This window comes from Arthrobacter sp. UYCu511, assembly GCF_040547105.1.
GTDB classification, from domain to species: domain Bacteria; phylum Actinomycetota; class Actinomycetes; order Actinomycetales; family Micrococcaceae; genus Specibacter; species Specibacter psychrochitiniphilus.
This window is the reverse complement of record NZ_JBEPPB010000005.1, coordinates 129595-149198: the sequence shown is the minus strand read 5'-3', so window position 1 is coordinate 149198 and position 19604 is coordinate 129595. Positions and strand designations below refer to the sequence as shown.

The window sequence follows — 19604 nt, the reverse complement described above, 5'->3', positions numbered from 1 at the left end:
GGGGTCCTTCTTTGTGTTAAATGATGCAGGCACGACGGCGTGAGGTCTTCTGTGCGTCATTGTCGCCTTGGGCGAGTGGGCACAAAAAACACCGGCACCAAGGTTGGTACCGGTGTCGTGGGTGGAGTCTTAGCCTGCGCTCCGAGCCAAGCCATCCACGAGCTCCTGTACCAGCTCAGTATCCAGTCCCTGGCCGGCGTTGATAGCCAGCAACGTGATACCTGCAAAAAGCCCGCCCGCGAGCAACGTGGCGATCAACGTGGCCCTGCGGGGGACTCCGTTGGCATCATTGAAGGTGACCGCGTAGGCGTAACTTTGCTTACCGTCACTTGAGATAGTGCCCTGAGCCTCTTCAACGGCGTCGAAGTCCTGAACATAGTGCTGAGCCATGCCTTGCGCCCATGCCAGAAGATCTGGGAATTCTAAAGCTGCCCCGTCATCACGGACCACGGAAATTACCTCCCCACGCACCAGACTGAACTGGCGGCTGGCAGGTCCTGCGCTTGAGACCTCGATGGCTTGTGCCCCATCGGGCAGGACAAGTGTCAGGCCCAGCCCGGTATCGAATGGTTGGCTCATGGTTTGGGGCCTCTCAGATGGTTAGGACAAAGTATGTTCAATGGTGTTACCTCATGGTTCCAGCAAGGTTCTGGCCCGTGATGATCTTATAGTTTCCGCCATAAGGAGCCTTGTGTAACGTACCAGCGTTGATGGTCGTTTCGGAGCTGCCACCAACTTTCAGCGAGGCAACTCCGCTGTTAAAGTCAACCAGATTGCTTTCTGTGGAGACAACTGAATTTGCTTGGAGTGTCACACCTGATGCGCGGTAGATGTTTTCTAGATCGCCAGCTGCCGCAAGATTGTTGCCCGAGGCGATGTTGCTCAGGTAACTATCGATGAGATGTTGGTTCTGGGCTGTGTTCTGCAGCTCCATACGCACCGTTCCTTGGATTCCTACACTGGACTTGGCACTGGGTCCTTCAGACGGAGGTTTCGGGCCGAACAGTTCCGCTAGCGGATCTTGGATATTTGGATTGTCCTGAACCTTGGCTGAGCCTTCAATGGTTCCCTTAAGATTGATTGTCATCTTGTTGATGTCGCCGTCTTTGTCCATGCTCAGGGTGACCCCGGCTTCCCCATTTCCGCCAAACTTCATCCCGTCGCCCAGATCAAGCTGTGCCTTCACTGAGGCTGTTGCACTGGCTGTGGCAGTACCATCGCTAAGATTCTGTTCGTAGGCGAGCGAAAGCTTCGCTTCTGCCGAGACGTCGGCAGAAACATCTACTTTTGCGCCAACTGAAAGTGTGCCCTTTCGGCTTGTGTACTCGTCAGTGGAGCCATGGCCATTCGCCGCTGCATCCAGGGTCTTTTCGATGTATTCACCAGGGTTTGTGATGGCATCCGATGCCCGTGAAAAACTGTCCGGAGGCAGTTCATTGAGCATTTGTGCGCGAGCGGCAAGCGCCTCCTCCAATGAATTGAACTTATAGGTCCTTGAAAGCTCGCCGCTCAGTGTCACATCAGCGCCAGCCTTGGTGCTGGGTGTGTTGGCGCCACCACTGATGTCCCCTGCAAGGGTGAGTTTTACCGAGCCGTCAGCGTTTTGTGTGATCTTGCTCGAGAGGTGGGCGCCGCCGTGCACCCAAGCGATCTGGCCATCCACACCAATTTTGTCTGACTGTGAGTACATGGGGATGGAGCCCTTGGCCGACTCAACAAGGTATTCACGGATGCGATCTTGGTCTTCACGGGGGAGTTTGTCTTCTAACGCGGCGAGACGGTATGCGTTGGGAATTCCGAACTCATCGCTGGAATGCAGCAGCGTGGTCTTTTCCGCATCGCTCAGGTCCGCCCACCAGAGGCGAACTTCCTGATCTGTGCGGGTGCCAATGTTCTCAAGGGCTTGCTGGTTCGCAGAAGTCCCGCCGCCAGTTTCTTCAGCCTCGTAGCCCAGAGTCTTCCCGCCGCCTAGGCTGACTTCCGAGGAAGCATTCTCCTGCTCCTGGGCCTGAGCCTGCAACTTTTCTGAGGTTTCAGTAAACATGGTGCTGGCCGACTTGATCTGAGGCCGCAGCCGCGACGTCCAGTCCTGACGGAAACGCTGTGCGTCAGGGCCGTTCCAGCGGGCCCGCATGATGGTGGGGTTGAGATCATTGGAGGTTTGATCCAATGCTGCCGAGTGCTTTTGGAAGAGCGTGGCCAATGCCCGGAGCTCTTCCGGGTCTGCGCCGAGCATGAACTCGTTCATGGCTGTCCGTTCAATGGATGCATGGAGGGGATATGGCCAATAGCCATGTGTTCTTCAGCCCAGCGTAGAGGCCAGCGGTGGAACTTTCGATGGGGAGTATTCCCCATGGTAGCCAGCTGATAGGACTATAGGCTGGCCCAATGGCTATGAGCAAGCAAGGCATCGCCACAAAAAAGCACGGCATTGTCACCTGTGAACGGGCTAGTGGAGGGTTTTCCGACGGCCGCATGCACCCGTGGAAGGTGGAGTTGGCCTTTGTGGGCGAGAATCCGGCGTCGAACCTGGGCGCGAAGTGGAAATTGGTCGCGAAGTTCCTGCCTTGGCGCATGGACCGGCCATTGGTGGAACAATGGGCCTAATCCGTGCTGGGGGCCCGCTGAAACGGGACGGCAGCACCCCTCCGCGATGACGTTCTCCGCACTTCAGGAAGAGTAAGCCCATGCCGCAAGTAGTTGCCGAACGTACGGTGCTGCTGGATCCCGCCAGCGCCTTCGAATTGTCTCAAACCACAGGTGATTTCCGGCTGAAATGGGATCCGTTTATTCATTCACAACATTTTCAAGATGGTGCCACCAAGGCCGGCAAGGGGGTGCGCACCCGGACCAGGTCACGGATGGGCCTGCTCATGGTCAGCGAATATGTCTCTTACGTCCCCGGGCGGAACGTCGGCATGAAGATGGTATCCGGCCCGTGGTTCTTCGCCCAATTTGGTGGCGGCTGGCGCTTTAGCGAGTGCGACGGCGGAACCCGGCTGGTTTGGAAGTACACCTTTTCCTGCAAGCCAGGGTGGCTGCGATGGTTGACTCATCCTGTGGGAGTGTGGTTGTTGGGCCGGGAAATTGAACGGCGGATCACTGCCTTCGCAGCGGCATGCGGTAATGCTGAACTTATTGCCGAACTGAAGAAGATTTAGAGCACGGGCCGTTATGTCCACTTGATGTATTAAGTGCTGTTAGTGCCTTGTTCTTGATTTAGGATGGGAGCTCACAGCCACGAGGGAGCAGTATGCATCAGCAGCAGGAGCCAGAAGGTAAGGTGCCGCCGTCGGTTCTATCCGTCGTGCAGGAAGCCTATGGTCGCGGATACTTGGAGGGGCATCTGGCCGGTTGGCGCGATGCGGTTGCTGCCCAGGCTGGGCCGTCCGGTCCCGCTTCGGCGCCAGTGCTCATGCCCCCTGTGAACCCCACGGCGGCCCCCCTGCCTCCGCGCAATGCCATGCCACCACCTAATAACTTGCCACCACCTAATGTCATGCCACGCACGGTGCCACGGTCGCTGCCACCACTGCAGCAGGTAGCCAAACCCGTTGTCCAGGACCCGGCAGTAGCCGCGGAGCGCAAGCGCAAGCGCGAAGTTCAGAACATCAACATCACCTTGTACGTTGCCAGTTTGCTGATGGTGGCTGCAGCTGCCTTGTTTGTTGGCAGCAGCCAGCCGGTGCCAGTGCGGTTGGTGGGGGTTTGGTTCGCCACAATACTTTTCTATGGCGCTGGTTTACTACTGCACGCCAAAGTGCCCCGTCTCAAGCCTGCTGCCGTGGCGTTTGCCGGCACGGCGTTGGCGATCATCCCCTTCGCAGGTCTGGCTACGTACAACTTGGGATTCCCGGATGGGCCCGCAGTGTGGTTGGCGACCTCCCTCATCGGAACCGTGGCCTACGCTGTGGCTGCTGTGCGCCTGCAAAGCCGGTTGGTGGTGTACCTTTCCCTCGCCTTCCTGCTCTCCACCGCATGGTCTTCCGTGGCCGTACTCGGGGCAGCCTTGGCCTGGTATTTCGCGGCACTCATTGTCTTTTCTGCACTGCTGTCCCTTGCCGGGTACCTGTTGCAGAACAGGGGCTCCGAGCCTGGCTTGTATGCCAAACCGCTCTCAGATCTCGGCCCTTGGTTTGCCCCCGCAGGTTTGCTTGGTTCGCTCATCTTTTCGCTGGCCTTGAACGCTTTTGATCACACGCTTGTCCTGGTTGCCGGGGTTATCTTCTATGCGGTCATGTGTGTAGTCGCCACCCCTGCGCTGCGCCGGTGGAACTACTTGGGCCTGAGGCTGTCCGCGACCTTGGCAGCGCCCTTCATTGGGTGGCTCATCCAACCGGAATTTGTTTGGGCAGCCGCGTCTTTCACCGTGGTGCTGGCGGTTCAGATTTTGACCATTGCTTATAGCCGAAACCGCCTCACGGCCTACTTGGGACGCGGCGCCTGGGTGGACGGGGATGTGCTCACCAGCGCCGTAGTTCTGGCGGTGAGCTCGGCCGCATGGACGGCTGGGCTGGCTGCACCCTGGAGTACCACTGCCGGCCAATGGCCATTCGCCGCGCTGGGGCTCGCAGTCGGACTTGTGGCAACCATGGCAGTGGTGCCCATCTTCCTGCCGAAGGGGGAGTGGCTGCCGTTACCGGCAGCGACAGCGACCTTGCTGTGCTGGCTGTTCCTGTCCGCAGCGGACGCGATGGTGCTTCTGTCCATTGGGTTGATCTACTCCCTGTTGCGGTACCGTGCGGCACGAGGGACCACCACGGGCCACATAATGCTCATCATTGCGCGTGTGCTGGTGAGTGCGCTGGCCGCAGCAACCCTTGCTCACTTCATTCCGGCGCAACCCGGTAAGGTCCATCTGATCTTGGCAGTCATGGGTGTCATTTGCGCTCTGCAGTTGCTAGCTGATGCAATGTTGGCCAAGTTCGGTGCAGCGAATTCCGTCACCAACTACTCAGCGGCCGCCTGGGCAACAGCAGGAACAGCTCTTGTGATCCTGCTATCGGTCACCTATGTGGGCCAAAATAGCCCCGCCTTCCCGGGAATCACCACGCTGCCATTGCTGCGTTGGGAGTTCCTTGTTTCCGCCCTCGCCATGGGTCTGGCCACGGTAGTATTCTCACTCGTCAAGCTGCCCCGCACCAGAGGATTCTCGCGCGCAGAGATCATCGCGCCGTCGTACCTTTTTATTGTTGCGCTGGGCACAGGACCGGTCTTTGACGCGGCTGGTGCCAGCGTGGGGTGGGGCGCAGCGCTGGTCTATCTGCTGGTGGGGGGCTTCCTGCTGCGCCGCCAAGAAAAGACCTTGCACCGCTGGGTTTATTGGTGGGGCGCCAGAGCCGTTTCGTTCCTGATGGCAATAGCGCTGTACCAGTTATGGCAGGAAAACGATCCTGCAACCACCATCTTCGGAACTGCTGTGGGGCTTGGGACTTTTCTGCTGCTGGCTTTGGTGCCTCAGATACTGATCCTGTCAGTGGTTGCCGTGCGCGGACGGGCAGTGAGCGGACTCTGCGCAGATGTTCTGGTGACTTTGCTTGCGGCCGTGATGCTGGTTGGTGTGGCGGTCATTGCTGAGAGCCCTGGCTTGTGGACTGCCAGGCTCGCCGTGGTACTGGCCACTGCGGCGCTTGCGGTGCTGGCAACCTGTGGCACGATCCGAAGCAGACAGATGCCCGCTGTGCTCTGGTCGGCACCCGTGGCCTTATGGCTTATCGCCTTGATCGCCTTGGCCGATCGCCCGCTTGCGGTTATGGTTCTGGGCATCCTGACAGCTACCTCGGTACTTGTGGCAGCCAAGGCCGGGTCCAGAATGGTTCGCGGATCACACTTCCTGCTGGCTCGGGTTGCGGTAACCATGCTCGTTGGCGAAATTGTGAGGGAACTGACGGACAATGCGGTGGTCATCACTCTCGTGTTGACAGTGGTGCTGCTGCTCCAACTGGGACTGCAGACCATGGCGGACACCAGAGGGCGCTTCAACACGGCTGTTGGGGAAGATGCCTTGTTGCGGGCTGGTTTGTGGTTGCTGCTGACAGCCCTGCTGGTGTTGCCTGTTGCCTATGTGCTCCAAACTCGCGGCTTCGATTCACCGGGAACCGCACTACGGTGGGTAGTGGCGTTGGAACTTCTTGCCCTGGCCGGCTCAGCCGTGGTTGCACAAGTGAGCTTGAAGGCACGGGGCGCCGCTTATCTGCTCATTGTTGCCCTCATGGGAGGCGCGGTCCTGCTGGCACCGCTGATGTGGCCTGGTGCCACTGCCCTTATTCTGCTGGCTCTGTGCGTGGCCGCAATTGCTTGGCGGTGTGTCACTGAGCCGAAAACTGAACAGATGCGCTGGTATTGGTTGATTGCCACCGGCTGCTTCCTCGCCACTGCCTGCGTGGTGGATAGCGCGGCAGCCACCGGGATTTTTGCCGCAATGTGGCTGGTGGCAGGGACTGCACTTGTGGTGGCCGCCCACATCATGAAGACGCCGTGGCTGACGCTGCCGGGATCTTTGATGGTGCTCCTGTCCGCGTTCATGTTCCGCAGTCAGGTATTGGATTTGGTGGATCGGCCCGGATACGCCGCGCTGGCTGGCTTTGTGGTTGTTCTGGGAGCGCTGTACATCATGGCCATGGTCTTGGTGAGTTTGCTCGCTAGCACGCAGGTAAACAGGGCTGGACTGATTGCGGTGGCGCTCGGTGGGGGTGGAGTTTTTGCCCTCTGGGCGGTGACAGACGAGACCACATCTCTGCTCGGGGCAGCAGCCTTCACCGGGGTTGCCGTGCTTGCCTGTGTTGAACTACCTACCGGACGGCGCCGACTGGGCATGGATGCAGCTGTGCTGTCCTCTGCCTTGGTCTGGTTCTGGGCCTCCACAACCTACATAGATTTAGGTGTGTTCTGGTTTGTACAGTGGTGTGCATTGGCGTTTGCCGTCCTTGCCATGATTCGCTACCGGGCCAAGGAACTGCAGGGAGGCAAGACCATGCTCATGGTCGCGGCCGTCGCAGCCAGCCTGGGCGGTCTTCTGACCATAGTCAGCGGTGACACGCTACAGCAGGTCATCTCCTTGCTGGTGTTCGTGGCCCTGTTGGCAGTTGGCATGGCACTCGAAGAACGCATCTTCACCATTTGGGGTGCGGTAGGCGTGGCAACGGCTGTGATCTGGTATCTGCGAGGATTCACATACATCCTGTTGGCGCTGCTGGCACTGGCGCTGATAGCCCTCGCCATATGGCGACTGAACCGTAAGAAGCCCCTCGCAAAAACGGAGGCACCCCTGAACCCCAATGGGGGAGGGCCTGCTGGCATGCCCGGCGCGGGCCAGCAGTACATGGGCCAGCAGTACGCGGGGCCACAGGAGATGGCGGAACCGTACGTGGAGCAGCACCCGGATCAGTGGCCATCCGCCTACGCTGGTCCGCCGGTGCAGCCCCAGCACCCCATTCCAGCGCAGCCCCAGCCGGCGCAGCCCCCTTCAGCGCCGCCCCCGCCGGCGCAGCCCCCTTCAGCGCCGCCCGTTCCAGCGCGGCCCCTGCCAGCGCCACAGCAGGGCCCCCCTCAGATGTGATGTGCGTTTGAGCTGATGAGCCTGTCAAGGGCTCCGATCATTTGACACCCCTGACCTGAGCCACGGCCCATGCTCCGGCCAATGCGGTGACTCCGGAAATCACGAACAGCAGGGTGAAGCCGCCCACGGCGCTGACCAACAGGGCGCCCAACATGGGCGCGAACGCCTGGGGGACTGTCAGTGCGATGTTCATGATGCCCAGGTCTTTGCCGCGGGAGAGCTGGTTTGGCAGTACTTCTGTGGCCAGCGCCTGATCCACCGACAGAAAACAGCCGTAGCCCAGGCCCAAAAGGGCCGCACCCACAGTGGCGGCCCCCATGGTCGGGACAAAAGCCAGGATCAGTGCAGCCGCCGCCTGGAGCACGGACGCGCCGAAGATGAAAACCCGCCGCCGGCCCAGTTTGTCTGAGAGCCTGCCCAACCACAGCGAAGCGATAATCACGAAGACCATGTAGACGAGGGTCAGCTGAATCAGCGAGCCCTGTGCATCCGCCACCTTGAGTCCGTACATGAGGAAGTACAGCAGCAAGCTGGTGCCAAAGGCGTTGCCCAGGTTCACCAAGATGCGGCTCAACAGGGTCCAGCCGAAGTCCGGATGTTTACGTGGACTGATCCACAGACCACCCATGAGTGAGCTCAGCGTCAGTGGCGGCACAATCCCCGGCGGCAGGACGGCGTCGGGCATTAACAGCAGGAAGGGCAAGCCGAGGCACACCAACAGGCCCGCCATGAGGGCGTAACCGCCAAAGGTACTCAGCGCCAAGACCATGACCAGCACCAGCCCGGCAATGATGCCTATGGCCTGCGGTGCAGAGATCCAGCCTGAGACGTATCCCCGCTGATTCACTGGCACCTGATCAGAGATGGCAGCCGTCAGTGCGGCCGTCAAGACACAGAAGAAGATGCTTGCCCCAACCCAGCAGATCCCGATCGAAAGGAACGAGGTCTGCCAGCCCAGGAGCACCAGGGATACGGCAAAGCCCAGTGTTCCCAGGGCTATCCATGGGCGGCGCCGGCCGAAGCGGGACGTGGTGCGGTCAGAAAGTGCGCCGGTGAGCGGATAGGCAATGAGCGCAAAGGCGCCGGCAACGCCGGAGATCAGACCAAACCCCAGGACGTTGGCCACCCAGTCCGTGGTGTTGAGGTACTTCTCAACCTGGAGTGGCAGCAGTAGTTGTACCGGTGTCAATTGGGCAATCCAAACCCCAAACCAGCTCAGGGCGAAGAGAAAAATCCACTTTCCGCCCACGCGACGGGTGGGAATCTCTGAAACGGAGAGTCCGCCCGGGGGAGTAGGCACCCCGGAACTATCGGTGACTTTGCTCACGATTGAAGCATCTCATGGCCGTCAAGGCCCGAAAAGACGGAAAGGATAGAGGTGCGGCTGTTGGCCGCGGCGTTGGCCCAATTGGCGTTCAGCGCCATAATCCGGCATACTTATTGAGTTGTTCAAGTGCTTTTTCGTGTCCCGGTCGAGATAATGCTCGTCGCAGGGTCCAAGCTAAAGCCCACATATGACAAGCCCTCCGCATAAAAGGTGTGGGTACGTGCGCGAATTATTCGCGACACGCCCGACCGCGGGGGTCGGAGCTCCAACGGATTGAGGAACCCGGATTTATCCGGATTCAGTTCGTTGGGAGCGTGGCTGTGAATGCCACATTTGAACAGGAAAAGTAAACAGCGTTTACGTCAACAGCATCGCTTCTACAGGTTGCTTCGTTACAGGAAAGAGAGTCACGACGCCATGGCGGGACAAAAAATCCGCATCCGGCTGAAGTCATATGACCACGAGGTCATTGATGTTTCAGCTCGGAAGATCGTTGAGACGGTCACGCGCGCAGGCGCAACGGTAGTAGGCCCCGTGCCGCTGCCCACAGAGAAGAACATTTACTGCGTAATTCGTTCACCTCACAAGTACAAGGACAGCCGCGAGCACTTTGAAATGCGCACGCACAAGCGTCTTATCGACATCATTGATCCCACGCCTAAGGCTGTAGATTCGCTCATGCGTCTCGACCTGCCGGCCGACGTGAACATCGAAATCAAACTGTAGGGAGGTGCTGAGAAACTATGACCGCGACCCGAAACACTAAGGGCATCCTGGGCACGAAGCTCGGCATGACCCAGGTCTGGGATGAGAACAACTTGCTTGTTCCCGTAACTGTTGTCCAGGCCGACTCCAACGTCATCACCCAGCTGCGCAACGCAGAGGTTGATGGCTACGTAGCGATCCAGATCGGCTACGGCCAGATCGATCCCCGCAAGGTTACCAAGCCCCTGGCTGGTCACTTTGCAAAGGCTGGCGTTACCCCTCGCCGCCACGTCGTTGAACTGCGCACTGCAGACGCCGACACCTACACCCTCGGCCAGGAGCTCTCCGTTGAGATCTTCGAAGCCGGCCAGAAGGTCGACGTCGTCGGTACTTCAAAGGGTAAGGGTTTCGCCGGTGTCATGAAGCGTCACGGCTTCCACGGCGCCCCGGCATCACACGGTGCTCACAAGAACCACCGTAAGCCCGGTTCCATCGGTGGCGCGTCCACCCCTGGCCGCGTTTTCAAGGGTATGCGCATGGCAGGCCGTATGGGTGCCGAGCGCGTAACCACCATGAACCTGACGGTTCACGGTGTTGACGCCGAGAAGTCGCTGCTGCTGATCAAGGGTGCTGTCCCCGGCGCCCGCGGCCAGGTCGTATTCGTACGCACCGCCGTGAAGGGAGCATAAGTAAATGGCTACTGTTAAAGTTGACCTGCCTGCAGAGATCTTCGACGTTCAGACCAACGTGCCCTTGCTGCACCAGGTTGTCGTAGCTCAGCTTGCCGCTGCCCGTCAGGGTACGCACAAGACCAAGACCCGCGCCGAAGTATCCGGTGCTGGCCGCAAGCCGTTCGCACAGAAGGGTACCGGCCGTGCCCGTCAGGGTTCAATCCGCGCCCCTCACATGACCGGCGGTGGCGTTGTCCACGGTCCCACTCCTCGCGATTACAGCCAGCGTACGCCCAAGAAGATGAAGGCTGCAGCTTTGCGCGGCGCCCTCTCTGACCGCGCACGCAACGGCCGTATCCACGTTATTGCGGAATTGGTTTCCGGCTCCAAGCCGTCCACCAAGGTTGCAATGGCCACGCTGGCAGCCGTCACCACGCGCAAGAACTTGCTCGTAGTGATTGAGCGCGCCAACGACGTTGCCGCATTGAGCGTACGCAACATCACCAACCTGCACGTTTTGTACGTTGACCAGCTCAACACTTACGACGTGCTTGTCTCTGATGACATTGTCTTCACACAGGCTGCTTACGACGTTTTCGTCTCCGGTCGCGCTGCTTCAGAAGCTTTTGCTTCAAGCATGCTGCTGGTTGAAGACCTGGTTTCTGTTGACACCGAAGATGACGCCGAAGGCACCATCAAGGGCAACAAGGACTCCATGAAGTACCACGTGCCTGGTTCACGCTGGTACGACGCCACTGAGGCTGAAGTTTGGTTTGCAACAGCTGAGGACGCCAAGGCCGCAGGCTTTGTTCCGGCCGGCGGCGAAGCTGCCCAGACCATTAAGGAGGACGGCAAGTGAGCGCCGTTACCATCAAGGATCCGCGCGACGTAGTGCTTGCACCCGTCGTTTCGGAAAAGAGCTATGGCTTGATCGACGAAGGTAAGTACACCTTCCTGGTTGACCCCCGCTCAAACAAGACCGAGATCAAGCTGGCCGTGGAGAAAATTTTCTCCGTCAAGGTCGACTCGATCAACACCATCAACCGGGCCGGTAAGCGTAAGCGCACCAAGTTCGGATGGGGACAGCGCAAGAACACCAAGCGCGCCATTGTCTCCCTCCGCGAGGGCACGATTGACATCTTCGGCGGTCCGCTTTCATAAGCGGAGACCACTTTAACGAGGAAATAAACTATGGGAATCCGTAAGTACAAGCCGACAACCCCGGGCCGTCGTGGCTCGAGCGTTGCCGACTTCACAGAAATCACGCGGTCGACGCCGGAGAAGTCTCTGGTCCGTCCACTGCCCAAAAAGGGTGGCCGTAACAACACCGGTCGCATCACGACTCGTCACAAGGGTGGTGGCCACAAGCGCCAGTACCGCCTGATTGACTTCCGTCGTCACGATAAGGACGGCGTAAACGCACGCGTTGCTGAGATCGAATACGATCCCAACCGCACCGCACGCATTGCGCTCCTGCACTACGTTGATGGAACCAAGCGTTACATCATCGCCCCGAACAAGCTCAGCCAGGGCGACTTCGTAGAAGCCGGTGCGGCTGCTGATATCAAGCCTGGCAACAACCTTCCGATGCGCAACATCCCCGTGGGTACTGTTATCCACGCTGTGGAGCTGCGTCCCGGAGGAGGAGCCAAGATGGCTCGTTCAGCTGGTGCCTCGGTTCAGCTCGTCGCCAAGGAAGGCAAGTTCGCCCAGCTGCGTCTGCCCTCCGGCGAAATCCGCAACGTTGATGCGCGCTGCCGCGCGACCATCGGCGAAGTTGGAAACGCTGAGCAGTCCAACATCAACTGGGGTAAGGCTGGCCGTATGCGCTGGAAGGGCGTACGCCCGACCGTCCGCGGTGTTGTCATGAACCCCGTCGATCACCCTCATGGTGGTGGTGAAGGTAAGACCTCCGGTGGACGTCACCCGGTCAACCCGAACGGTAAGCGCGAAGGCCGTACCCGCCGTCCCAACAAAGAGAGCGACAAGCTGATTGTTCGTCGCCGCCGTACTGGCAAGAACAAGCGATAGGAGCCTGGAGACATGCCACGTAGCCTGAAGAAGGGTCCCTTCGTTGACCAGCACCTCTTTGTTAAGGTAGCTCGGGAGAACGAAAAGGGTACCAAGAACGTAATTAAGACCTGGTCCCGCCGCTCGATGATCGTGCCCGATATGTTGGGTCACACGATCGCCGTGCATGACGGTCGCAAGCACATCCCCGTGTTTGTTACTGAGTCGATGGTCGGGCACAAGCTCGGCGAATTCGCCGCCACGCGGACATTCCGCGGCCATGTCAAGGACGACCGTAAGGGCAAGCGCCGCTAGGCGCTTGTCAATACGGCTAAGACGAGAGAGAGATAGCAATGGAAGCCAAGGCAAGTGCGCGTCATCTGCGCGTAACGCCTATGAAGGCCCGGCGCGTCGTCAACCTGATTCGTGGCAAGCAGGCGAATGAGGCATTGGCGATTTTGAAGTTTGCCCCCCAGGCAGCTTCGGAACCGGTATTCAAGGTAGTCCAGTCCGCAGTGGCTAACGCCCGCGTTCTGGCAGATCGCGACAGCATCGCGTTCAACGAAAATGATCTGTACATCCGCGAAATCTTCGTTGATGATGGCCCCACCATGAAGCGGTTCCAGCCGCGTGCACAGGGCCGTGCATTCCAGATCAAGAAGCGCACCAGCCACGTCACAGTGGTTGTTGCTACCCCCGAGAAAGAGGAGGCTCGCTAAGTGGGACAGAAAGTAAACCCGCACGGTTTCCGTCTCGGGATCACCACGGACCACCGTTCACATTGGTTCGCGGACAGTAACAAGCCCGGCCAGCGTTACAAGGACTTCGTAAAAGAAGACATCCAGATCCGCGCACTCATGTCCACGGGCATGGACCGCGCCGGTATTTCCAAGGTTGAGATCGAGCGAACCCGTGACCGTGTACGTGTGGATATCCACACCGCACGCCCCGGTATCGTCATCGGTCGTCGTGGAGCAGAAGCAGACCGCATCCGCGGCGAGCTCGAAAAGCTCACCGGCAAGCAGGTTCAGCTGAACATCTTGGAAGTCAAGAACCCGGAAGCTGATGCTCAGCTCGTTGCCCAGGGCATCGCAGAGCAGCTGACTAGCCGTGTGGCGTTCCGCCGCGCGATGAAGAAGGCCATGCAGTCCGCTCAGCGCACCGGCAGTGTCAAGGGCATCCGTGTCGCTTGTGCTGGTCGCTTGGGTGGCGCTGAAATGTCACGCACCGAGTTCTACCGCGAAGGTCGTGTGCCCCTGCACACCCTGCGTGCCAACATCGATTACGGCTTCTTCGAAGCCAAGACCGTGTTCGGCCGTATTGGTGTCAAGGTCTGGATCTACAAGGGCGATGTCACGTCCAAGGAACTGGCTGCTCAGGCAGCTGCTGCTCCTGCTCGTGGCCGTGGCCCGCGTCGTGACGGCGATGACCGCGGAGCCCGCGGTCCCCGCGCCGGTGGCGACCGTCGTCGTAACGACCGTCCTGAGCGCACCGAGGCAGCTGCCGCGGTTGAGGCTCCTGTAGCTGCAGAGGTTGCAGCTCCGGTAGTAGAAGGAGGAGAGGCGTAAATGCTTATCCCACGTCGCGTAAAGCATCGTAAGCAGCACCACCCCGGTCGTTCGGGTCAGGCTACTGGCGGCACCACGGTTTCATTCGGTGAGTGGGGCATTCAGGCTCTCTCCCCGGCATATGTAACCAACCGTCAGATCGAGTCCGCTCGTATCGCCATGACTCGTCACATCAAGCGTGGCGGTAAAGTGTGGATCAACATCTACCCTGACCGTCCGTTGACGAAGAAGCCTGCTGAAACCCGCATGGGTTCCGGTAAGGGTTCACCCGAGTGGTGGATCGCAAACGTCAAGCCCGGCCGTGTTCTTTTTGAACTGTCCGGTGTATCAGAAGAGGTAGCACGCGAGGCATTGCGCCTGGCAATCCACAAGCTGCCGTTGAAAGCACGCATTGTGCGTCGCGAAGGTGGTGAGTAGAGATGTCAATTGGTTCCAAGGAACTTGCCCCTGCACAGCTTGACGGGTTTGACAATGCACGTCTTGTCGAAGAACTCCGTAAGGCTAAGGAAGAACTGTTCAACCTGCGCTTCCAGTCGGCCACCGGTCAGCTGGAAAGCCACGGTCGTTTGCGCGTTGTAAAGCGTGACATCGCCCGCATCTACACAGTGCTGCGTGAGCGCGAGCTGGGCATACGCCCGGACGTGGTTGCCGCTGCACCCGTGGAGAAGGCCTCCAAGAAGGCTGACAAGGACGCCAAGAAGGCCTCCAAGAAGGCTGAAAAGACTGAGGAGGACGCCAAGTGAGCGATTCTGTAAACAACACTGACAATGGCGTTGAGACGCCAGTTCGTAACGAGCGCAAGAAGATGCGCGGTTACGTTGTCTCCGACAAGATGGATAAGACCATCGTTGTTGAGGTCGAAGACCGTGTAAAGCACGCGCTTTACGGCAAGGTTCTGCGCCGCAACAAGAAGATCAAGGCTCATGATGAAGAGAACAGCGCCGGCATCGGCGACCTCGTTATTATCAGCGAAACCCGACCGCTGTCTGCAACCAAGCGTTTCCGCCTGGTTGAGATCGTCGAGAAGGCTAAGTAAACCTTTCAACACTTGTGTTGATTGATTACTAAATGTTGGGCCCGTTGCCACTTGTGGCAACGGGCCCAACATTGTTTAAAGTACAAGCTCGTCCCGTACGCCTGCGGACCTGTACGGCAGATGTGGGGGAGGTAACGCTTTTGGCGAGCTGCCAGCGTACCGTGAGGTTCCGCCGTCGTGCTAGGATTATTTATTGCTGCGCCTTTTCTGTGCCGCCGTTTTCGGTTGAGACAGATAGGTGCGCATTTACCTCGTAAATGCCTCGTGCCACTACAAACTGCCATCCGGTGCGTGAATTTTCACGCAATTCACCGGGACGGAAAGTGGAGTTGGCATGAAGTGTTTAGGCGTGTTTTGGCAAAATCCAGGCACGTTCAGAGACATCCCGACCAATACGTTCCGCAAGGCTTATCCATAGATGGTTTATGGCCAAGAACCAGCGCGACGAACAGGAGATACTAGTGATTCAGCAGGAGTCGCGGCTTAAGGTCGCCGACAACACGGGGGCCAAGGAAATCTTGACCATCCGCGTTCTCGGTGGATCTGGGCGCCGCTACGCAGGCATCGGTGACACCATTGTCGCCACCGTCAAGGATGCAATTCCCGGCGGAAACGTAAAGAAGGGTGACGTCGTCAAGGCTGTCATCGTTCGTACCAAGAAGGAACGCCGCCGTGCGGATGGTTCCTACATCAAGTTCGATGAGAATGCAGCTGTCATTCTCAAGGCTGACGGGGACCCCCGCGGTACCCGTATCTTCGGCCCGGTTGGCCGTGAACTTCGTGACAAGAAATTCATGAAGATCATCTCGTTGGCTCCGGAGGTGCTGTAACTTATGGCAAAGATCAAGAAGGGTGACCTGGTTCAGGTCATCACAGGCGCCAAGGCTGAGCGTGGCGGCGATCGTAACAAGCAGGGCAAGGTCCTGAAGGTATACACCGAAACCAACCGCGTGTTGGTTGAGGGCGTAAACCGCGTTACGAAGCACACCAAAGCCGGTCAGACGGAACGTGGCACCAACACTGGTGGCATCGAAATCGTCGAGGCACCTATTCATATCTCCAACGTTGCACTCGTGGACCCGTCCACGAAGAAGCCGACTCGCGTTGGCTACCGCACCGAAATCGTTGAGCGCGATGGCCGCAAGCGTGAAGTACGCATCCGCGTTGCCAAGGCCTCAGGGAAGGATCTGCCATGAGCGCCGCAGTAGCAGAGAACACACCTAAGATCACACCTCGCTTGAAGAGCCGCTACGCAGCGGAAATCAAGCCGGCCCTGATCGAGGAATTCACCTACTCGAACGTTAACCAGGTTCCGCGCCTGGTCAAGGTTGTTGTCAACATGGGTGTTGGAGATGCCGCTAAGGACTCCAAGCTCATTGACCACGCCGTTCGTGACCTCACCGCCATCACCGGCCAGAAGCCCCAGGTTTCCAAGGCGCGCAAGTCAATCGCTCAGTTCAAGCTGCGCGAAGGCATGCCGATTGGTTGCCACGCAACTCTGCGTGGAGACCGTATGTGGGAATTCCTGGACCGTTTGGTCACTCTTGCACTGCCCCGTATCCGCGACTTCCGCGGCCTCAGTGGCAAGCAGTTTGACGGCAACGGCAACTACACCTTCGGTTTGACCGAGCAGGTTATGTTCCACGAGATCGACCAGGATTCCATTGACCGTCCCCGCGGTATGGACATCACAGTCGTCACCACAGCCAAGACAGATGACGAAGGCCGTGCACTGCTCAAAGCACTCGGCTTCCCGTTCAAATCCGAAGATAAATAATCTACGTAAAAGGTCCGTTCGGCGGCGCCGGTGCCATGAAATCTGATTTCATAACGCCAGTGAATCGCGAAGGAAACCGTTACGAGGAAGGGCAAGCGCCCAAATGACAATGACAGATCCTGTCGCAGACATGCTTACGCGTCTGCGCAACGCAAACTCGGCACACCACGACACCGTGTCCATGCCGTTTAGCAAGCTTAAAGGCCACATCGCCGACATCCTCAAGGCGCAGGGTTACATTACTGCGTGGAAGGTTGAAGACGCCGAAGTTGGCAAGAAGCTGACCATCGACTTGAAGTACGGTCCCAGTCGCGAGCGTTCAATCGCTGGCCTGCGCCGCATCTCCAAGCCTGGACTGCGCGTTTACGCAAAGTCCACCAACCTCCCCAACGTTTTGGGTGGGCTGGGTGTCGCCATTTTGTCGACATCGTCAGGTCTGCTGACCGACCGTCAGGCTGCCAAGAAGGGCGTGGGTGGGGAAGTCCTCGCCTACGTCTGGTAGTAGAGAGAGAAGGGAAAGAACTTATGTCACGTATTGGACGTCTCCCCATCTCCGTGCCTGCCGGCGTAGAGGTCAAGGTTGAAGATAACCTGGTCTCCGTTAAAGGCCCGAAGGGAGCACTGCAGCTAACTGTTGCAAGCCCCATCACGGTTGCTCTCGAAGAGAACACCATCACCGTTAGCCGCCCCAACGATGAGCGCGATTCACGTGCACTCCACGGCCTCTCTCGGACCCTCATTGACAACCTGATCATTGGTGTCACTGCAGGCTACGAGAAGAAGCTGGAAATTGTTGGTACCGGTTACCGCGTAGTTGCCAAGGGCAATAACCTTGAGTTCGCTCTGGGCTTTAGCCACCCGGTTGTCATTGAGGCACCCGTTGGCATCACACTGGCAGTTGAGAGCCCCACTAAGCTCTCCGTGTCAGGCATTGACAAGCAGCAGGTGGGCGAAGTTGCTGCCAACATCCGCAAGCTGCGCAAGCCCGACCCGTACAAGGGTAAGGGCGTACGCTACGCCGGCGAAATCATCCGCCGCAAGGTCGGAAAGGCTGGTAAGTAACCATGGCACTATCCGTAAGAGGAAAGTCCAAGGCCGCAGCACGCGGCCGTCGCCACCTGCGTGTACGTAAGCGCGTCAGCGGCACCACCGTACGTCCGCGTCTGGTAGTTAACCGTTCAGCACGCCACGTATTCGTTCAGGTCATCGACGACACCCAGGGCCTGACCCTGGTGTCGGCTTCGACACTGGAAGCAGACCTGCGCGCATTTGACGGTGACAAGACCGCCAAGGCTAAGCGCATTGGCGAGCTTATTGCAGAGCGCGCCAAGGCTGCTGGCATCGAAGCTGTTGTCTTCGACCGCGGCGGTAACCGCTACCACGGCCGTGTCGCAGCTATTGCTGACGGCGCACGTGAAGGCGGGCTGGCACTGTGACCGAAAACATTAACAAGGAGAACACTGTGTCAGAAGCTACTGCAGCTGACGGTGCCGCGAAGACTGAGACAGCCGCAGGCGCAGACAGCGCCCGTGGCCGTGGCGGTCGCGACGGTGCTCGTGGAGGCCGCGAAGGCGGTCGCGACGGTGGCCGTGGCCGTGGTCGCGATGGTGGACGTGAGGCTGAAAAGAGCCAGTTCATCGAGCGCGTTGTCAACATCAACCGTGTTGCCAAGGTTGTCAAGGGTGGCCGTCGCTTCAGCTTCACCGCTCTCGTGATCGTCGGTGACGGTAACGGCATGATCGGTGTTGGCTACGGTAAGGCTAAGGAAGTTCCTGCCGCTATTGCCAAGGGTGTTGAAGAAGCCAAAAAGTCCTTCTTCCGCGTACCCATGGTTGGCAAGACCATTCCCCACCGCGTACAGGGTGAAGCCGCTGCCGGCGTCGTCATGTTGCGTCCGGCTGCAGCTGGTACCGGTGTTATTGCCGGTGGTCCGGTTCGCGCCATCCTGGAATGCGTAGGCATCCACGATGTTCTGTCCAAGTCACTGGGTTCCTCCAATGCCATCAACATTGTTCACGCAACTGTTGCTGCTTTGAAGTCCCTGGAAGACCCCAAGGCAGTTGCGGCTCGCCGTGGCTTGCCTTTGGATGAAGTTGCTCCGGCTGTGCTGTTGCGCAATATGCAAAAGGCGGGTCTGTAATGACTACACCTAAGAACATTCAGCCTTCTGAGAAGAAGCTGGAAATCACTCAGATCAGGGGCGTCATCGGCGTCAAGCAGAACCAGAAGGATTGCCTTCGTTCACTGGGCCTCAAGCACATCGGCGACTCTGTCGTTCGTACGGCTGACGCAGTGACCGCTGGCATGATCAACACGGTTCCGCACCTTGTCAAGGTTGAGGAGGCGAAGTAAAAGTGGCTGAGAAGAACACTGCTGAGACTGTTGAAAAGCAGAACGCACTGAAGGTCCACCACCTGCGTCCCGCACCCGGCGCCAAGACGGTTAAAACCCGTGTTGGCCGTGGTGAAGGATCCAAGGGTAAGACCGCAGGCCGTGGTACCAAGGGTACAAAGGCCCGCTACCAGATCAAGGCCGGCTTTGCTGGCGGCCAGCTGCCGCTGCACATGCGTCTGCCCAAGCTGCGTGGCTTCAAGAACCCGTTCCGCGTCGAGTTCCAGGTTGTAAACCTGGAGAAGCTGAACGAGCTCTTCCCCGAAGGTGGCGTTGTCACCGTCGAGACACTCGTTGAGAAGGGTGCCGTTCGCAAGAACCAGCCCGTGAAGGTGCTGGGCACCGGTGACATCACCGTCAAGGTTGATATCTCCGCTCACGCATTCTCCACAAGCGCAATCGAGAAGATCACTGCTGCAGGTGGAACCACCACCGAACTGTAAAAAGTTCACAAATGCGCACATCTAGCGATTAGACTCTTGGTGGGCGGGGCTCATGTTCCGCTCACCAAGGGTCTTTCGTTTAAGTGCGTGCGGGTTAGTTCTGTCCGCGACATGGGTA

The 19604-nt window shown here is 58.6% G+C and carries 26 protein-coding genes and 1 pseudogene; 24 read left to right on the top strand and 3 right to left on the bottom strand.

All coding sequences use genetic code 11. The features are described 5' to 3' along the window. Positions 1 to 129 precede the first annotated feature (129 nt). Together ABIB48_RS09250 and ABIB48_RS09245 are read right to left on the bottom strand one after the other, a co-directional pair. Positions 130 to 579 (bottom strand): hypothetical protein, encoded by a 450-nt coding sequence (locus tag ABIB48_RS09250; RefSeq protein ID WP_110105551.1) that lies wholly within the window; start codon positions 577 to 579, stop codon positions 130 to 132. 46 nt (positions 580 to 625) lie between these two features. Further along, a complete protein-coding gene (locus ABIB48_RS09245) occupies positions 626 to 2248 on the bottom strand; it encodes a WXG100 family type VII secretion target (RefSeq protein ID WP_354212814.1) in 1623 nt (540 codons plus the stop codon). A 140-nt stretch (positions 2249 to 2388) separates the two neighbouring features. On the opposite strand from ABIB48_RS09245, the gene ABIB48_RS09240 reads away from it, so the two are divergent. From ABIB48_RS09240 to ABIB48_RS09230, 3 genes are all read left to right on the top strand, one after another. Next, a complete protein-coding gene (locus ABIB48_RS09240) occupies positions 2389 to 2607 on the top strand; it encodes a hypothetical protein (protein WP_110105553.1) in 219 nt (72 codons plus the stop codon). An 80-nt stretch (positions 2608 to 2687) separates the two neighbouring features. After that, positions 2688 to 3161: an SRPBCC family protein gene (locus ABIB48_RS09235; RefSeq protein ID WP_354212813.1), complete on the top strand. Its 474-nt coding sequence runs from the start codon at positions 2688 to 2690 to the stop codon at positions 3159 to 3161. 92 nt (positions 3162 to 3253) lie between these two features. Further along, a complete protein-coding gene (locus ABIB48_RS09230; protein WP_354212812.1) occupies positions 3254 to 7558 on the top strand; it encodes a hypothetical protein in 4305 nt (1434 codons plus the stop codon). Between the two features lie 37 nt (positions 7559 to 7595). On the opposite strand, the gene ABIB48_RS09225 is transcribed toward ABIB48_RS09230, so the two are convergent. Then, positions 7596 to 8885 carry an MFS transporter gene (locus ABIB48_RS09225; protein WP_354212811.1) on the bottom strand — a complete coding sequence of 430 codons (1290 nt, stop codon included), beginning with the start codon at positions 8883 to 8885 and terminating at the stop codon, positions 7596 to 7598. Positions 8886 to 9302: 417 nt separating this feature from the next. Here ABIB48_RS09225 and rpsJ point away from each other — a divergent pair, with 417 nt between their 5' ends. The 21 genes and pseudogenes from rpsJ (at position 9303) to rplO (ending at position 19486) form a co-directional block, all read left to right on the top strand. After that, positions 9303 to 9611, top strand: a complete 309-nt coding sequence (gene rpsJ / locus ABIB48_RS09220) for a 30S ribosomal protein S10 (RefSeq protein ID WP_038464699.1) — start codon at positions 9303 to 9305, stop codon at positions 9609 to 9611. Positions 9612 to 9628: 17 nt separating this feature from the next. Continuing rightward, positions 9629 to 10279 carry a 50S ribosomal protein L3 gene (gene rplC / locus ABIB48_RS09215; RefSeq protein ID WP_110105556.1) on the top strand — a complete coding sequence of 217 codons (651 nt, stop codon included), beginning with the start codon at positions 9629 to 9631 and terminating at the stop codon, positions 10277 to 10279. Positions 10280 to 10283: 4 nt separating this feature from the next. Beyond that, positions 10284 to 10949 (top strand): annotated as a pseudogene (gene rplD / locus ABIB48_RS09210) (50S ribosomal protein L4); the annotation flags it as partial. Between the two features lie 6 nt (positions 10950 to 10955). Beyond that, the gene (locus ABIB48_RS18055) at positions 10956 to 11120 is read left to right on the top strand and encodes a sunset domain-containing protein (protein WP_440148882.1); all 165 of its coding nucleotides are present in this window, start codon (positions 10956 to 10958) and stop codon (positions 11118 to 11120) included. Next, positions 11117 to 11422, top strand: a complete 306-nt coding sequence (rplW, locus tag ABIB48_RS09205) for a 50S ribosomal protein L23 (protein ID WP_038464693.1) — start codon at positions 11117 to 11119, stop codon at positions 11420 to 11422. Before ABIB48_RS18055 ends, rplW begins: the two co-directional genes overlap by 4 nt. Before the next feature lie 30 nt (positions 11423 to 11452). Continuing rightward, positions 11453 to 12292, top strand: coding sequence for a 50S ribosomal protein L2 (gene rplB, locus ABIB48_RS09200; RefSeq protein WP_110105558.1), 840 nt, complete (start codon positions 11453 to 11455; stop codon positions 12290 to 12292). Between the two features lie 12 nt (positions 12293 to 12304). Further along, entirely contained in the window at positions 12305 to 12586 is a 282-nt protein-coding gene (rpsS, locus tag ABIB48_RS09195) for a 30S ribosomal protein S19 (RefSeq protein WP_110105559.1), read from the top strand. A gap of 38 nt (positions 12587 to 12624) precedes the next feature. Next, positions 12625 to 12990: a 50S ribosomal protein L22 gene (gene rplV / locus ABIB48_RS09190; protein WP_110105560.1), complete on the top strand. Its 366-nt coding sequence runs from the start codon at positions 12625 to 12627 to the stop codon at positions 12988 to 12990. After that, positions 12991 to 13839, top strand: a complete 849-nt coding sequence (gene rpsC / locus ABIB48_RS09185; RefSeq protein ID WP_110105561.1) for a 30S ribosomal protein S3 — start codon at positions 12991 to 12993, stop codon at positions 13837 to 13839. It abuts the gene before it with no gap. Next, the gene (rplP, locus tag ABIB48_RS09180; protein WP_038464683.1) at positions 13840 to 14256 is read left to right on the top strand and encodes a 50S ribosomal protein L16; all 417 of its coding nucleotides are present in this window, start codon (positions 13840 to 13842) and stop codon (positions 14254 to 14256) included. It begins immediately after the preceding gene. Positions 14257 to 14258: 2 nt separating this feature from the next. After that, positions 14259 to 14582 carry a 50S ribosomal protein L29 gene (rpmC, locus tag ABIB48_RS09175; RefSeq protein ID WP_110105562.1) on the top strand — a complete coding sequence of 108 codons (324 nt, stop codon included), beginning with the start codon at positions 14259 to 14261 and terminating at the stop codon, positions 14580 to 14582. 62 nt (positions 14583 to 14644) lie between these two features. Then, positions 14645 to 14875, top strand: coding sequence for a 30S ribosomal protein S17 (gene rpsQ, locus ABIB48_RS09170; protein ID WP_082369419.1), 231 nt, complete (start codon positions 14645 to 14647; stop codon positions 14873 to 14875). A 461-nt stretch (positions 14876 to 15336) separates the two neighbouring features. Beyond that, positions 15337 to 15705 carry a 50S ribosomal protein L14 gene (gene rplN / locus ABIB48_RS09165; protein ID WP_062286641.1) on the top strand — a complete coding sequence of 123 codons (369 nt, stop codon included), beginning with the start codon at positions 15337 to 15339 and terminating at the stop codon, positions 15703 to 15705. 3 nt (positions 15706 to 15708) lie between these two features. Then, positions 15709 to 16071 carry a 50S ribosomal protein L24 gene (gene rplX, locus ABIB48_RS09160; protein WP_110105563.1) on the top strand — a complete coding sequence of 121 codons (363 nt, stop codon included), beginning with the start codon at positions 15709 to 15711 and terminating at the stop codon, positions 16069 to 16071. After that, the gene (rplE, locus tag ABIB48_RS09155) at positions 16068 to 16652 is read left to right on the top strand and encodes a 50S ribosomal protein L5 (protein WP_110105564.1); all 585 of its coding nucleotides are present in this window, start codon (positions 16068 to 16070) and stop codon (positions 16650 to 16652) included. The genes rplX and rplE overlap by 4 nt, the downstream gene beginning before the upstream one ends. A 103-nt stretch (positions 16653 to 16755) precedes the next feature. Continuing rightward, positions 16756 to 17154 carry a 30S ribosomal protein S8 gene (gene rpsH, locus ABIB48_RS09150; RefSeq protein ID WP_110105565.1) on the top strand — a complete coding sequence of 133 codons (399 nt, stop codon included), beginning with the start codon at positions 16756 to 16758 and terminating at the stop codon, positions 17152 to 17154. Positions 17155 to 17177: 23 nt separating this feature from the next. Next, positions 17178 to 17714 carry a 50S ribosomal protein L6 gene (gene rplF / locus ABIB48_RS09145; RefSeq protein ID WP_110105566.1) on the top strand — a complete coding sequence of 179 codons (537 nt, stop codon included), beginning with the start codon at positions 17178 to 17180 and terminating at the stop codon, positions 17712 to 17714. Between the two features lie 2 nt (positions 17715 to 17716). After that, complete coding sequence (rplR, locus tag ABIB48_RS09140; protein WP_110105567.1) at positions 17717 to 18088, top strand: 50S ribosomal protein L18; 372 nt, start codon at positions 17717 to 17719, stop codon at positions 18086 to 18088. Next, positions 18085 to 18792 carry a 30S ribosomal protein S5 gene (gene rpsE / locus ABIB48_RS09135; protein ID WP_110105568.1) on the top strand — a complete coding sequence of 236 codons (708 nt, stop codon included), beginning with the start codon at positions 18085 to 18087 and terminating at the stop codon, positions 18790 to 18792. The genes rplR and rpsE overlap by 4 nt, the downstream gene beginning before the upstream one ends. Further along, positions 18792 to 19004 (top strand): 50S ribosomal protein L30, encoded by a 213-nt coding sequence (gene rpmD / locus ABIB48_RS09130; RefSeq protein ID WP_110105569.1) that lies wholly within the window; start codon positions 18792 to 18794, stop codon positions 19002 to 19004. The genes rpsE and rpmD overlap by 1 nt, the downstream gene beginning before the upstream one ends. 2 nt (positions 19005 to 19006) lie before the next feature. Beyond that, positions 19007 to 19486, top strand: coding sequence for a 50S ribosomal protein L15 (gene rplO, locus ABIB48_RS09125; RefSeq protein ID WP_110105570.1), 480 nt, complete (start codon positions 19007 to 19009; stop codon positions 19484 to 19486). The last annotated feature ends 118 nt before the right edge of the window (positions 19487 to 19604 follow it).

Excerpts from the sequence above, each read along its gene's own strand:
- rplV (WP_110105560.1), top strand. The coding sequence starts at position 12,625 with ATGGAAGCCAAGGCAAGTGCGCGTCATCTGCGCGTAACGCCTATGAAG.
- rpmC (WP_110105562.1), top strand. The coding sequence starts at position 14,259 with ATGTCAATTGGTTCCAAGGAACTTGCCCCTGCACAGCTTGACGGGTTT.
- rplF (WP_110105566.1), top strand. The coding sequence starts at position 17,178 with ATGTCACGTATTGGACGTCTCCCCATCTCCGTGCCTGCCGGCGTAGAG.
- ABIB48_RS09245 (WP_354212814.1), bottom strand. The coding sequence starts at position 2,248 with ATGAACGAGTTCATGCTCGGCGCAGACCCGGAAGAGCTCCGGGCATTG.
- rpsQ (WP_082369419.1), top strand. The coding sequence starts at position 14,645 with ATGCGCGGTTACGTTGTCTCCGACAAGATGGATAAGACCATCGTTGTT.
- rpsS (WP_110105559.1), top strand. The coding sequence starts at position 12,305 with ATGCCACGTAGCCTGAAGAAGGGTCCCTTCGTTGACCAGCACCTCTTT.
- rplC (WP_110105556.1), top strand. The coding sequence starts at position 9,629 with ATGACCGCGACCCGAAACACTAAGGGCATCCTGGGCACGAAGCTCGGC.
- ABIB48_RS09235 (WP_354212813.1), top strand. The coding sequence starts at position 2,688 with ATGCCGCAAGTAGTTGCCGAACGTACGGTGCTGCTGGATCCCGCCAGC.
- ABIB48_RS09250 (WP_110105551.1), bottom strand. The coding sequence starts at position 579 with ATGAGCCAACCATTCGATACCGGGCTGGGCCTGACACTTGTCCTGCCC.
- rplP (WP_038464683.1), top strand. The coding sequence starts at position 13,840 with ATGCTTATCCCACGTCGCGTAAAGCATCGTAAGCAGCACCACCCCGGT.
- ABIB48_RS09240 (WP_110105553.1), top strand. The coding sequence starts at position 2,389 with ATGGCTATGAGCAAGCAAGGCATCGCCACAAAAAAGCACGGCATTGTC.
- ABIB48_RS09230 (WP_354212812.1), top strand. The coding sequence starts at position 3,254 with ATGCATCAGCAGCAGGAGCCAGAAGGTAAGGTGCCGCCGTCGGTTCTA.
- rplE (WP_110105564.1), top strand. The coding sequence starts at position 16,068 with ATGAGCGCCGCAGTAGCAGAGAACACACCTAAGATCACACCTCGCTTG.
- rpsJ (WP_038464699.1), top strand. The coding sequence starts at position 9,303 with ATGGCGGGACAAAAAATCCGCATCCGGCTGAAGTCATATGACCACGAG.
- rpsH (WP_110105565.1), top strand. The coding sequence starts at position 16,756 with ATGACAATGACAGATCCTGTCGCAGACATGCTTACGCGTCTGCGCAAC.
- rplR (WP_110105567.1), top strand. The coding sequence starts at position 17,717 with ATGGCACTATCCGTAAGAGGAAAGTCCAAGGCCGCAGCACGCGGCCGT.
- rpmD (WP_110105569.1), top strand. The coding sequence starts at position 18,792 with ATGACTACACCTAAGAACATTCAGCCTTCTGAGAAGAAGCTGGAAATC.
- rplB (WP_110105558.1), top strand. The coding sequence starts at position 11,453 with ATGGGAATCCGTAAGTACAAGCCGACAACCCCGGGCCGTCGTGGCTCG.
- rplX (WP_110105563.1), top strand. The coding sequence starts at position 15,709 with ATGGCAAAGATCAAGAAGGGTGACCTGGTTCAGGTCATCACAGGCGCC.